The sequence below is a fragment of the Pelotomaculum propionicicum genome, assembly GCF_004369225.1.
Classification (GTDB): domain Bacteria; phylum Bacillota; class Desulfotomaculia; order Desulfotomaculales; family Pelotomaculaceae; genus Pelotomaculum_B; species Pelotomaculum_B propionicicum.
In genome coordinates this window covers 1-12713 of the sequence record NZ_QFFZ01000071.1, presented here as the reverse complement: position 1 = coordinate 12713, position 12713 = coordinate 1, and the positions used below count along the sequence as shown (strand labels likewise).

Sequence of the window (12713 nt, the reverse complement as noted above, 5' to 3'; positions counted from 1 at the left end):
TACACTATTCTAAGAGCTATGTCAATACATGCTTTAGAAGATATTATGTATTAGTCTATACGTTTTATTGCCATTAATCTAAGTACCATAAGGCATTACTTGTTTTGGCTGGTAAAGTCACGCTAGTGTCTAAAACGGGTCAAAGACGATATCTTTTTTGTAAACCCAGGCGTTCCACCCACCGGGGCCAGAAACGTAAGCCATTTCCCCTTTTTCTTCAACAATGTGAACTTTTTGATAGTGGAGGTCAACTTCCGTGGGAAACCCAGGGACGATTTCGGCATTTGGCCCGTAATAGATCCTTGTTCCGACGGGGAGTTTGCCTTCCAGAGGAACAGCTTCTTCCGTGGCAGCCAGGTACTCCCGGGATACCCAACCCCGTTGGACTTTAGGCACATCGTAGACCGCAATACGCACGTAGCGCCAGTTGTGTGACATCTTACCCTCTTTTCCGCGGGGAAAGCAGGCGGGCGCTCCAATACAGGAGCAGGACGCCTAAGGCCAAGTAAAACACAGTATAAATTCCCCAGTAAGGCAGGCCCAGGCTTACACCCGTATCAATCCCGCCCTGCCCCAATATTTTCATCAATACAAATACCGGGTTGATATTTTGCAAAAATTCCACGGCACCTGCAATAAAGCCCGAGGACCAGGCCGCCGGGTTCCAGGCTTCCTGGTGCTGGAAACGATCCATTTGATACAAGAATACCGCCAGGAAGCCGGTGCCTGCCGACAGGGCAAAGGCCAGGCCGTAGGCCGTGACGGTGCTTACGCCCGTCCTTTTGAAAAAAGAGGAGCAGGCCACACCGATGGAACCAAAGAGGAACATGGTCACCAGGTGGGAACCGAATACCCCCAATACCTGCCCCGGGGCGACGCCGCCGTACAAGAACACTATGCTGTATAGCGGCAGGGTGGCCACCACCAGCAGCACCACAAAGGCGCTGGAGGAAACCAGCTTGCTCCAAACGATCTGCCGGGCGGTGAGCCGGGTGGTAAGCAGGATGTTAAGCGTCTGACGCTCCCGCTCCCCGCTGATGACACCGGCGGTCAGCCCGGGTGTGACGAAGGCCAGCAAGACCAGTTGGGTAACGCTCAGCATCATGAAAAGTTCCCGGCTGCGGGAAGGTTGAAAGATGCCAGGAGAATGGCGCCAGTTCAAATACATGAATCCCAGGACGAAGGCGCCGATGACCAGCAGGTAAAGGGCCAGCAGCCACGACGTTTTTGGAGTGCGGAACCGCTGGCGCAGTTCTTTCAGCAAAACCGGGTTAATTTCCCTCAATGTTTTCGCCTCCCTCGCCGGTTACAGCCATAAAGGCCTCTTCCAGGTTGCGCCTGACTTCACCGAACTCAGCCACAGGCCAGCCTGCGTAGATGATTTCCTGCAGCAGCGCCGCCTGTTCAGCCCGCTCCCCGTTCAAAAAGAACTTTACCGCCGGGCCGTCTACTAAAGGCTCTGCGATACCGGAACGGGAAGCCAGGAAGCCCGCCAGTTCCTCCGCCCTGTCCAGTACTTCCACCTTCATCTGCCTGGCGCCGCGGGATACTGCGGTTATCTCCGCCACCGTCCCGCAGGCGGCGAGCCTTCCTGCGTCCATAATGGCCACCTCGTCGCAAATCTCCGCGAGCTCCGGCAGGATGTGGGAGCTGATTAAAACAGTTTTGCTCAAATGCTTTAAGTGCCTGATGATTTCCTTCATCTCGGCCCTGGCCCTGGGGTCAAGGCCAGAAGCCGGCTCGTCCAGGATCAGCACCCTGGGGTCGTGGACCAGGCAGCGCGCCAGAGCCAGCCTTTGTTTCATCCCCCTGGAAAGGGAGTCGACATAAACGTCGGCCTTATCCGGCAGGTTGACCAGCTCAAGCAGCATCTTTGCCAGGCGCTGCCGCTCTGCCGGGGGAATGTGGTAGGCGGCGGCGAAGAACTCCAGGTACTCGGCAGCCCGCAGGCCGTCGTACACTCCGAAGAAGTCGGGCATATACCCGATCCTGCCCCGCACTTCCCCCGCTTCCCTGACCACGTCCAGGCCGTCCACCGTGACTGTGCCCGCATCGGGCAGCAGGAGGGTGGACAGGATGCTCATGGCCGTGGTTTTACCGGCGCCGTTCGGCCCGATCAGTCCGTAAACCAGGCCTTCGCGCACCTCGAGGCTAAAAACGTCAAGAGCCCTGACGGCCCCGAAGTGCTTGCTTACTCCATTAAATCTGATCATCAGGACACCACTCCTTCCACCGCCAAACCCGGCCAAACCGGATAAGGGGCTGGAGATTCCCCCGCCACCTTGAGCCGGACTTTATTGTCATTCAGGTACCGGGACAGTTCGTCCGCCGTAATTCTTCTCCCACCGTCCGGAAGCTGCTCCCACTTATCCTGCTGGCAGTTGTATATTTCCACCGGGGAGGCGAACTGCCCCTGTATATACTGAATATCGAGAGCTTCAATCTTGAAATTGCTCCGTATGCCAGCGTCGTCGATATTGTAAACCAGGTTGACATGACCGTCATAGATTACTTTTGACTCGACGCCGGTTAGAGCTGTATATTTAAGATCTCCGCGGCGCGGCGTAATAAACCCTGCCGGGAGGTGGAACCTGCCGGCGGCTATATCCATCTTAATTGCCTGTTTAACCAGCACCAGGCCGCAGTCTTCCCTTTGGCCGGGCTTTCCCGCCACCTCAAAAACCCCCGGCGGTCCGTCGTGCCATCCGATAAACTGGATGCCTGCCGGCCACCCGAGTTCTCCGTATACATTTTCAGACAATATCTGCCGTTCCCGGAAAAAGGGATCTCCCGGCCGCGGCTGGTTTCCCCTGCCTCCCAGCTCTGCCAAAAGCATTTCCGGTCCGGGCGGAATATTCAATCCCTCTAGCTTTTCCTCAATGTGCACCGTACCCCCGGCGGGAATCCGGCCGATCCGGATCACCCGGCCGCCCAGGACCAGCCTGCTGTCCCGCAGGTCCAGGCCGGTTTGGTTGACCAGGTCTCCCTTTAAGCTCTTCCCTTCAAGGTAAAGGCTGCCTTCAATGCTCCCCATTCCCTGCCGCAGCCCGTAAGCGTAAACCTGTCGCAAGGAGCCGTATTGAACACCGCTAAAGTTGACGACAAACTTTCCTTGAACTCCGGGCCGGAATTCCGCAAGGTTATCAACAGCTCCAGGGGTTGTTCCGTCTTGTACAGGCCGCCCAGCCCGGGCCGCACTTTCATTTCCACCGCGGCCGCGGCGGAAGAAGGAAAAGCCGCGGCGACAACAGCTATAGCCATCAGAGCGCACAATAAAATATTGCTGTATAATACAATTCTTTTCCTCATCAACGATCACCCCACCTGGTCAACCTTTCATACAAACCCACCTGCACCAGCGCCACCGTCCCTCCGTCCCGGCGGGCAACCAGCAGGGTTTTGCCGTCCGGGCTGAAGTTTATGTCCTGAAAATTGCTTAACGGCTCCAGCAAAAGCGCCCGTGGTTCCCGTACACCTTCCGACTCCAGCCTGCGCAACCAGTTTAGCTCCTCTCCCCCGGGCCTGGTATCCGGAGCCAGCAGCAGCCGGTCGCCCAAAAGCATACGTCCATCCGGCTGTTTGAGGAGAAGGTCGCCCTTGCGCCCCGGGTTGACGAACCTGATCTCCCCCTGGCGCTGCCGCGCTGTAAACAGGGGTGAGCCGTCCGGGCTGTAGGTAAGCACCCGCTCGGTTGTTTTAACCCTGATAAAGGCCAGATATCCCCGGGAACTCCACGCCGGCCGCTCCCCTTCCGTGAGGCGTACTTCGCCGCCGTCCGGACCGGTCAGCCAGAGTTCCGGCTGTCCGGAATCGTCAATCCGTTCGACCACCAGCAGGGAGCCGTCCGGGGCCCAGGCGGGATGTCTTCCCGCACCCAGGGACACCGGTTCCCTGCCCTTTGCCAGCAGGTAGATTTCATTGTTCCCCCCGGATACACCAAGGGAGCAGGCCAGGATTTGTCCGTCGGGCGACCAGGCGAGGCCGGACAGGCTTTTCCCCTGTTCCACCTTCAGCAGCACTTCGGCCTTGGCCAAAGCCGTTTCCACCAGTTGCGCGACGCCGGGTTCCAGCGGAACTGAGGGCATAACAGTTGTGATAATCTCCTCGCCCCCCGCGTCGTAACGCCGCACCAGCGCCAACTTATCACCGGTTCCGGACAGGGCGGGCGAAGCGTAGGACTGCTCCTTGGGGGGCTTGACCGTGCCGGTTTGATTACCGTACTGGTCCAGCAAATGCAAGGAACCGCCCCTTGCGGCCAAAAAACCCCGCCCGTCGGGTCCGCAGGCAAAATTCAGCGGATTATCCTCCAGCCAAAAGCGGCCTATTTCCCTGGCAGGGCCCGCCTCCAGCGTTTTAGGCGCTGCCGCCGACCACCAGATCCAGTAAACGGCCACTAACAGCAGCGCTGCCGGGAACAGCCATAAATAGTGCGGCCGCCGGCTCCGGCCGCCTCCGGTGAAAGGGGATACCGCCCCGCCCTCCCCGGCTGCTGCCGAAGCAGCCCGGCTTTGGTTTTCCCCGATCTCAGCCTGCATTCCGGTCAACCGCGCCCTTAACTCTTCCCTGAGCCGCTCGTTGACCGGTATTGCCTGGCGCACCCGCCGCATATGGGCCAAAAGTGTACCCAGGGAGCCCCCGCCGGACGCAAGCTCCGGCTCCGCCCGGTTTTCACCGTTGTTGCGGTATCCACTGAGTGGAGTAACTTTCCCCATCTCTTTATCGTTTTTTTGTCACCCCCGGGCAATTCTTTCACCCCGCTCTTCATTACTTGAGTAATCGGTCCTCAGTGCCCTAAGCGCCCGGTAATGGATCATCCGGACGGCCGGTTCTGAATTGATTTGGACTTGCCATAAAGTAAAAAAAGCGTGGAAAAACCGCAGGGTTTCTACGGGCTTTTTAATCTCCAAAACTATTAACTCCTTAAAAACCGAATCTAATGGAGACAAGATTCTTTCAATCATTTTGATTTTAAGTTTCTGTTTCGATGGTTATTACCCTCTTCTCGCCGTCCCATTGAATATCGGCCCCTAAATATTCACCAACAAACCGTAGCGGAACCAAGGTGCGGCCGTCCATAAGAACGTAAAGCATACAAGTAATAGAAAGGGCGCTAATATACGGATTTTGATCATTTTTCTATTCCTTTAAATGAAGTTATAGTTAGACAAAAAGAAGGTGAAGAAATAAAATCAATAAGGAAAACATCATCCGGTTGCTTTTCTAACTCTTCAATAATGCTATGGAATTCACTAATTAGGCGCTGTTTGGGGTATATATTATTAAGTTTTAGATTGGTCAGCAGCTTCTTCTTTTTGATCTGCACATAGAAAGTTTTATCCATCATCTTTATACGTATTCCTCCTTTACATCCCGTTATTTCTGTGAGAAATAACTATAAAGCGTTAATACACACATTAAAAAAAGTGCTATGTGCGGGAGCGCATACCACCAATGCGCGACAAAATTGCTCTGGTTGTATTCATCAATACCAGAACCGTGTAGTCGATAACTATCTTGTTTTCTATGTCGTATACGACAGCGATGGCATCGTGGAAATCCGGCGTATTCTATATGGAAAACGCAATTATGAGAAATTGCTTTAAGTTACTGACCGGGAAGGACGTTTTGGGGTATACATGTCCTTATTAAAACAATCCCGGATGGCTGGAATCATGGATACTTTCAATTCGCCAATCCTGTTCACGGCTGAAAACCAACTTGTATCTGGCCTCACCGGCGTACAGGTAAACAAGGGCGAAATTAGACTGTTCGGCATTGGGAGACCGGTAGGGATCGCTCATGTTCCAGAATTGAATTTGCCCCGCTCTAACCTCCTTCCCCCTGATCTGTTCGTAGAATTGCCGGCTCTGTTCGTCCTGGACAGGGGCGGGTCCGTTACTTTGTGAGTAAGCGATAAAATCATCCACCAGTTCAGCGATCTCTTGCCTCTCCCGGGAACGGGGAAAAGTGCTCAGGCCTGTTACGTACCAGCTTCCGTCCAGTTTGATCATTTCGTAGGCGGTCTCAAAAGATGAGCCGCTGACTGCCGATGGGTTGGGAAGGACACCGCGATCGTTGTCACCGGAAGGGACAAACATTTGCCAGGTGGATAAAAAGCCTGCCACCAATGTGGCCCTGTCATTATCGTGAATTTCCATAAATTTTATTTGCCCGGTGAGATGGCGTTCGTCGGCCCGCAGGTAGGGCGCCGATGGCCTGTTCCTGAGTTCCTCATATATATCGGTTAATGCGACCTGCTCCACCGGTTCCCGGGTGTCCGCATAGTACCGGCTCAACTCTTGCTTCAGCGCCTGATCATCCAGGTTACTAAAACGGTGATAATACTCGATATAAGCGGATATCGCACCCCTCGCGCAAGCAATGATTTTGTCCTTCTCTTCTTCGTAGAGATGGCGGTCTTGTTGATGTACAACGGCTAACTCCGGCAGGTCCAGTCTTTCCGCCCGGCAGCCGCAGACATCCACGAACCTGCCGTCCGGCCAGACATTAAAGTACGGGCCGGAAACCTTGACTGTCTTTTGTTCTTTTTGTGTGACTACGGTCAGGTCATAGCTCAATTTTGCGCCTGTCTCCCCTGGAGTGGTATAGATAATGCCGCCCTGGGGAAGAAATTGGCACTGGTATATGAATTTATCTGTCAGAAGCACGCCTTCAGGGGCATTCACATCGGCATAAAAGGCGAGGCCGAAGTCGCCTTTGCCCACCTGCAAGATGCTGTTTCCGGCCAAGTCACGGAATTTTCCCCGGCCCACGCTTTTTTGCGCGTGCCCCTCCCCATCCATAATAACCGTTTCGGACGTTGAAAGATCACTCATAACTGTTCCAAGGAACAGGTTGTCGGACAGCTTTGCCTTGAAAAAGGGGAAACGTTCTTTTATCCTGTATGAGGGCAGCCCCTCGTGGCTTTCCACGTTAAACACGGCGCCGTTCACAACATTTTTGTTCTCGACGTAAACCGTCTTGCTGTCGGGCGACCAGCCGAAAAACACTGCCGAAGGAATGTTTACCAAATTATTTACCGAGTCAAGGCTGTTGTCTTCGAAATTAAGAACATGCAGTTGACGACCTCCCGCTATCCCCAGGTATTTGCCGTCGGGGGACCAGCGGGCCAGGGTAATGAAAGGAATGCCGGAGGCAACTTTTGTCCTTTGACCGTTGTCCAGGCGGTAGAGGTCTACGGGTATAGTATAATCACCGATAATAACCCCAAACTCTGGCTCGGGGTCCGCATAGTTCATAACGTAAACGGTCTTCAAGTCCGGGCTGCAACAAAGCGGCATATCGCCGGGAGCCAAACCGCCGATTTCAGGCACACCGGGCGATTTTTCCACTATTGACGGCAGGCCGTTTTGCTCCCGGTTTTCGATATTCTTGCTTTTTTCCGTCCGTCCCGCACACCCGACGGCAATTAAAACCAGTACCAGCAAAACCACCAATTGTGTCATCTTAAGCCGCACGAAGACACCCCTCCAGATTTCAAATGCAATTCACCTGATACCTTTCACACATACTGTACTGGAAAACGGTTATTTGTTACACTGGTTGGAGTCTCTACCTGCAGATAAATATTTCACTTATATATTGGCAAGTCAACTTACTATGTAAATGATCAGTTGAAAACCATGGGTACGACTCCTATGATCACCGACGGGTTATAGGTTTTACTTAAAAAAGCTGTCTAAATCCCTGCGCCAATCATTCAGCCACAGATGAAAACCATACCATATGAACCAGCTAAAGAACCACAAAACGTATGAGTAGTACCAGTCATAACCGCTGTGGTATTTCAACACCTCCGTAAATCTTTCAATTATAACCTCGCCGCCGGTTAAAACAGTTGTGCATAAAAAGGCCCACAGAATCATCTCTTTAAACCTGAGCGGACAATATCTGACCCAAAACATAGCTATTATTGGAACTACTACAAAATTAGCAGACAAAGAGAAATCTGTTACCGCCGGCACAATAACGTTGGCATGATAATTCCACAGGTGGTAATGCGCGGCAATAAAGCACCAGAGATTGGCATAAAAGCTGGCAAACAGGCCAACCGCAACGAATTTCTTCATTCCTTTCCACTTTAGGATAAGCGCTGTTATGGCAACAACCATTGCTCCGTACTGAATCCACTCTTCCGCAGTCAAAAAAACACGTCCTTATTTTAGCTGCTACAAATATTTTTTACTATAACAGCCAGGATATACTATTAAACCCATAAGAAGTGAAAAGGCCGCTGCTTACACAGCGTCAGCCTCGCCAAACTATCTTTTATATAGATTCTTAAAACGCTTTAATCCAATTCTACTCACCTCATTATGGCATAGATAGTTAAATTCGGCATCAATGCCATAATATCCTTGTCCAATTATGAAATAATTCCTACTTTCTTAAACAGATGCTGGCTGTAGGTTTGTAAGTTACACTCCATTCTCAACCCGAAAAAACAAGAATAACCCATGCTTTCTTTCCTGTTTTTTTGACCGCACACCTATGGTATATTAATACAGGGATTGCTTCTAATGGATTTTTTGCAGATAAAAGAAAAGGCGAAGGAAAACTTAAAGGGATACTGCCGTATCTGCACATTCTGTAACGGGCGGGCCTGCGCCGGTGAAGTACCCGGAATGGGCGGTGTTGGTTCGGGGTCGGCCTTCATGGCCAACCTGGAAGCGTTGGCCCGCTACCGCCTGAATATGAGAACCATCCACGAAGCCAAAGACCCTGATACCAGCCTGACTCTTTTCGGGCTTAAACTTCAACCCCCTATCCTGGCCGCGCCCATAACAGGAACACCGTATAATATGGGTGGAGCGCTTACAGAAAGGGAATTCATCGGCATGATCATCTCCGGCAGCAGACAGGCCGGGTCTCTGGGCTTTTCCGGCGACGGAGCGGTTCCCGGTTTGTATGAATCAGGAGTAGATGCGATTACAGCTGAAAGCGGCTGGGGCATTCCAATCATCAAGCCCCGTTCACAGGAAGCTATTATTGAGAAGATTCAACAAGCTGAGAACGCAGGCGCGCCAGCGGTAGGCATAGATATAGACGGCGCCGGACTGGTTACCATGACCCTCAAAGGCCAGCCGGTGGGGCCAAAATCCAGGGAAGAACTGAAGGAAATCATTAAATCAACGCGCCTGCCTTTTATTTTAAAGGGAATTATGACTGTGGATGAGGCAGAAGCCGCTGTTGAAATTGGAGCCTCGGCCATAGTTGTATCAAACCACGGCGGGCGCATTCTGGATCACACCCCGGGCGCGGCAGAAGTCTTACCCGGTATAGTTAAGGCTGTCGGCAAAAATATAACAGTCCTGGCAGACGGTGGCGTGCGTTCCGGTACGGACGCATTGAAACTCCTCGCCCTGGGCGCCTATGCCGTTCTAGTCGGACGGCCTTTAATTACCGGCGCTTTTGGCGGAGGGGCTGAAGGGGTAAAATTTATCCTGTCAATGATGACGGCAGAGCTGACACAGTCCATGATCCTCACGGGGTGTGGAACGTTAGCCGAAATTGACAACAGAATCCTGGTTTAAAATGCGACATCCCACAGGTTCAGAACCTGTGGGATTTTTAATTGTAAGTTTTGGGGAAACGAAAATGATATTTCAACGGGGATGGCCAGGTGAGAAGCCCATTGTCTTCTCTGGTACAGGGACCGGCGTTGTGGATCAGAAGGGGAACCCCGTCCGCCCGCCTCTTGTCCGAAACTACTCCGACGTGGTCATAGGGCGGGCCGAATACAACTATGTCGCCGCCCTGCCACTGCTTTAGATTCTCCGCCTCCCAAGGTTTAATCTCGGTAGTAAGCCTGTCGGCGTATTTTTTAAAAAACGCCTCCTGGTTCGGTACCCGGCGAAAGTCAATATTCGGTTCGGGGTTACCACCCACCCGTGGATAATCATCCGGATTTTCCTTGATATCCTGGTCCATCATCCCTTTTAAATCATACCCTGCGTTTTGCAGCGCCCGCCAGATCACATCCGTGCAGACACCCTCATTATCAGGCGGGTATCCCCCGGCGTAGTAGGCGTCCTTATATGTGGGCCTCGCCTGTAGGTCCTTACGCGCCCCCTCGACAATGTCGTCCAGGTCGTAGATGCCGTCACCATCCTTGTCGCTCGTCAGTACGACTTTCTCGACAGCACAGCGTGGTTCAACCAACCTGCTTAGGTCTATACGAGGCCGGCTTAGATTAAGGCGCCGCCACTCAAACAAACAAAACAGCAATAACATGGCGATTATTAAAAACAGCAAGGTTTTAGTTATCAGCAATCGTTTTTCTTTTCTCATGCTTGTTTCAAGTTAAAAAAATTACTACCTAAGTACTCTCAAAGTGTTTCGAGTTTATTTGTTGTTGCAGATTTACCTCTATATAACAGTACCACATAACAGTACCACAATATAACTCTTTGTTACAAGATTGGATGTATTTTATTTGCAGTCATTCAAAAGGGAGCTATCTTCAGGGAATATATTTCTATGTAAATTTAATCCAGGTTAGAAGGAAATGTCTTATTATTGCAGAATTTAGCATTAACAAGAAAGGCAAACCCGAACGAAAGACGGGGACGCAAAGCCGTGGGTCTAAAGCCAGGGAGGTTATGATCGCCAGGCTGCCGTATATATCAAAGCGGCCTTCCCTGCCCTGTTAATATTATTGGGAGGTTTTTTCATTTGAAGGGGGAAATAATTGTTAAGAAACTGAATAGTGGCGATAGCCGGGCCTTCAGGCTTGTTTACGAATTGTTTTATAAACAAGTATATCAAGCAGCATTTTTTATCACCAATGATGCCGGCCTGGCCGAAGACGTTGTTCACGAGGCTTTTTTAAAGCTCATGGATAAAATTGTACAAATTAAAGATCCTTCTAAACTGGAAGCCTGGCTGTGCCGCACAGCCGCCAATAAAGCCAGGGATATTATCCGCCATCGTTCCGTAACGACACTCTTTGCCGAAGCAAGGGATATTTACTCGGACAACCAGTTGATTTCCCCGGAAACTGTTTTATTAGAGAAAGAGAAAAAACAAATAATTCAACAACATATTAGAATTCTCCAACCAGAGCATAAGCGTGTTTTCTATTTAAAATACTATAAAGATATGTCAGTTAATGAAATCAGCACTGAAACCGGTATACCGGCAGGGACAGTTAAATCCCGCTTGGCTCGGGCCAGAGAAGAACTCAAAAGAATAATGGATCCGGAAGAACGTCTTAACCGCCATAGTACAGTTGAGTTACAGAACCGAAAGAGGTGAAATTGCTTTGAAGCAACATGCTGATATCGAAATGGAAAGACTTATAAAAGAAGCGGTGCGCGAAATGGTGGGGTCAGCTACCCCGCCGCCGCTGGAAGAGTCGTGGGCCAGGTTTGAGAAAAAGCTAAAAGAACAACGATCTTTACAACGCAAGTCAAATATGAACAAATGGAAAATTTTTTTAACCTGGAAGTTTATAGCAGCTGTTGGTGTCATCATACTTTTAACCATAGCTTTTTCCATGTCTTTTCCTGTAAAAGCCAGAGCGATAGGTGAAAAAATAACCCGTACAGTGGAAACACTTTTAAGCGGCACGCAGGTTAATGTCGCAACCGAATACAAAAATGATGAACTCAACGGAGTATCTCCTCCACCGGAAGATTTCAAAGAAGTTTTAATACAACAGGAAAAGATTATGTCCCTTGAAGAAGCTAAGTCGGCTTCCCCTTTTCCATTCGTAGTCCCTCAATATGTGGCTCAGGGATTTAAACTTGAACAGGTTAAATTCCAAGGGATGGTAAAGGACACGGCAAAAGTCACATTGAGATATAACGGCAATGATTCCGATTATTTTCAGATAACTGAAATGAATACGCCTGACAGTTACGTCCAGGGATATGGATACGATATGGAAGACGCAGTTGTACAGAATATTAAAATTGGGGACAGTGATGGCAAAATCATAGCGTTCAAAAATAAAAGCATAAGGATCACCTGGATGAAACGGGGTGTTGTATACGGACTGGAAGGAAAGATACCACAAGAAGAAGCTGTGAAAATAATTGAATCCATGAACTAATAACGGGGCTATTATGCCCCGTTATTAGTTCATTCAATATAAGTTGAAGTGGAATAAGATCTTGCAGGTGTGGCAGGTTCAGTAAAACCATCATGGGTCAAGCTGTGCTCCGCCCTTGTCCTATAGTAATAACCTCCCGCTACCTGTAAGCCTTTTACCCCGCTTGCGTAGGAAGTATTATAGTTTTCAAAAGGCCAGCTTGCCAAATCCACCCAACTGCTGCCGTTCCAGCGCTGCAGGTACAGCCTCACCATGATGTAGTCCACGTCCTGATAGGCCCGGGTAAAACCGCTTATATTGATATACCCTCCCCCGCCAGAAGTTAAATCACACCCCCAGTCCTGTAGATACTGCAAAGATTCAATACCCGCTTCCTGATACGCCTTACCTGGTTCCGGCGGCGCTTTCAGACCTGCCGGCGCCGCATAAGCGGCACAAGCCAGTCCAAGAAAAACAACCACCAACATCAAAGACAACACACTTTTCCAATACCCCTTCATACCACATTCCCCTCGTATAATAGATTTAGGACCACCGAACAGCCATAATTCCAGTTAAGGAACTATATGGATGATGGATGGTAGTTTGGGAACCGGTTCCCTTAAATTACGGGTACCGAAGCCAATAAAATCAAGTA

General features: G+C 50.6%; 16 protein-coding genes and 1 riboswitch. Of the genes, 3 read left to right on the top strand and 13 right to left on the bottom strand.

The window, feature by feature from the left end:
• Window positions 1-129: 129 nt before the first annotated feature.
• The 11 genes from Pmgp_RS17860 to Pmgp_RS17805 all read right to left on the bottom strand — a co-directional run bounded on the left by Pmgp_RS17860 (window position 130) and on the right by Pmgp_RS17805 (window position 8165).
• Entirely contained in the window at window positions 130-438 is a 309-nt protein-coding gene (locus Pmgp_RS17860) for a hypothetical protein (RefSeq protein ID WP_134215829.1), read from the bottom strand.
• 1 nt (window position 439) lies between these two features.
• The gene (locus Pmgp_RS17855; RefSeq protein ID WP_134215827.1) at window positions 440-1285 is read right to left on the bottom strand and encodes an ABC transporter permease; all 846 of its coding nucleotides are present in this window, start codon (window positions 1283-1285) and stop codon (window positions 440-442) included.
• On the bottom strand, window positions 1272-2213 hold the full coding sequence (locus Pmgp_RS17850; protein ID WP_134215825.1) for an ABC transporter ATP-binding protein: 942 nt from the start codon (window positions 2211-2213) through the stop codon (window positions 1272-1274). The genes Pmgp_RS17855 and Pmgp_RS17850 overlap by 14 nt, the downstream gene beginning before the upstream one ends.
• The gene (locus Pmgp_RS17845; protein WP_134215823.1) at window positions 2213-3034 is read right to left on the bottom strand and encodes a hypothetical protein; all 822 of its coding nucleotides are present in this window, start codon (window positions 3032-3034) and stop codon (window positions 2213-2215) included. Before Pmgp_RS17845 ends, Pmgp_RS17850 begins: the two co-directional genes overlap by 1 nt.
• Window positions 2989-3312 (bottom strand): hypothetical protein, encoded by a 324-nt coding sequence (locus Pmgp_RS17840; protein WP_134215821.1) that lies wholly within the window; start codon window positions 3310-3312, stop codon window positions 2989-2991. The genes Pmgp_RS17845 and Pmgp_RS17840 overlap by 46 nt, the downstream gene beginning before the upstream one ends.
• The gene (locus tag Pmgp_RS17835; RefSeq protein WP_134215819.1) at window positions 3309-4712 is read right to left on the bottom strand and encodes a TolB family protein; all 1404 of its coding nucleotides are present in this window, start codon (window positions 4710-4712) and stop codon (window positions 3309-3311) included. Before Pmgp_RS17835 ends, Pmgp_RS17840 begins: the two co-directional genes overlap by 4 nt.
• 18 nt (window positions 4713-4730) lie before the next feature.
• On the bottom strand, window positions 4731-4907 hold the full coding sequence (locus Pmgp_RS19890) for a hypothetical protein (RefSeq protein ID WP_192903011.1): 177 nt from the start codon (window positions 4905-4907) through the stop codon (window positions 4731-4733).
• A 61-nt stretch (window positions 4908-4968) separates the two neighbouring features.
• The gene (locus Pmgp_RS20965) at window positions 4969-5076 is read right to left on the bottom strand and encodes a stalk domain-containing protein (protein WP_427910054.1); all 108 of its coding nucleotides are present in this window, start codon (window positions 5074-5076) and stop codon (window positions 4969-4971) included.
• A 52-nt stretch (window positions 5077-5128) separates the two neighbouring features.
• Entirely contained in the window at window positions 5129-5344 is a 216-nt protein-coding gene (locus Pmgp_RS17820; RefSeq protein WP_134215815.1) for a hypothetical protein, read from the bottom strand.
• A gap of 301 nt (window positions 5345-5645) precedes the next feature.
• Window positions 5646-7478, bottom strand: coding sequence for a TolB-like translocation protein (locus Pmgp_RS17810; protein ID WP_134215813.1), 1833 nt, complete (start codon window positions 7476-7478; stop codon window positions 5646-5648).
• Window positions 7479-7682: 204 nt separating this feature from the next.
• Window positions 7683-8165, bottom strand: a complete 483-nt coding sequence (locus Pmgp_RS17805) for a CBO0543 family protein (RefSeq protein ID WP_205078091.1) — start codon at window positions 8163-8165, stop codon at window positions 7683-7685.
• 375 nt (window positions 8166-8540) lie between these two features.
• On the opposite strand from Pmgp_RS17805, the gene Pmgp_RS17800 reads away from it, so the two are divergent.
• Window positions 8541-9554 (top strand): alpha-hydroxy-acid oxidizing protein, encoded by a 1014-nt coding sequence (locus tag Pmgp_RS17800; protein WP_134215811.1) that lies wholly within the window; start codon window positions 8541-8543, stop codon window positions 9552-9554.
• Between the two features lie 37 nt (window positions 9555-9591).
• On the opposite strand, the gene Pmgp_RS17795 is transcribed toward Pmgp_RS17800, so the two are convergent.
• On the bottom strand, window positions 9592-10293 hold the full coding sequence (locus tag Pmgp_RS17795) for a DUF1287 domain-containing protein (RefSeq protein WP_243119945.1): 702 nt from the start codon (window positions 10291-10293) through the stop codon (window positions 9592-9594).
• A gap of 262 nt (window positions 10294-10555) precedes the next feature.
• Window positions 10556-10642, top strand: a riboswitch (cyclic di-GMP riboswitch).
• A 53-nt stretch (window positions 10643-10695) separates the two neighbouring features.
• On the opposite strand from Pmgp_RS17795, the gene Pmgp_RS17790 reads away from it, so the two are divergent.
• Window positions 10696-11277: an RNA polymerase sigma factor gene (locus tag Pmgp_RS17790; protein ID WP_134215809.1), complete on the top strand. Its 582-nt coding sequence runs from the start codon at window positions 10696-10698 to the stop codon at window positions 11275-11277.
• Window positions 11278-11284: 7 nt separating this feature from the next.
• Window positions 11285-12076 (top strand): DUF4367 domain-containing protein, encoded by a 792-nt coding sequence (locus Pmgp_RS17785; RefSeq protein ID WP_134215807.1) that lies wholly within the window; start codon window positions 11285-11287, stop codon window positions 12074-12076.
• Window positions 12077-12105: 29 nt separating this feature from the next.
• Here the strand turns inward: Pmgp_RS17785 and Pmgp_RS17780 are convergent, their stop codons facing one another.
• Window positions 12106-12576, bottom strand: coding sequence for a DUF6147 family protein (locus Pmgp_RS17780; RefSeq protein ID WP_134215805.1), 471 nt, complete (start codon window positions 12574-12576; stop codon window positions 12106-12108).
• Between the last annotated feature and the right edge of the window lie 137 nt (window positions 12577-12713).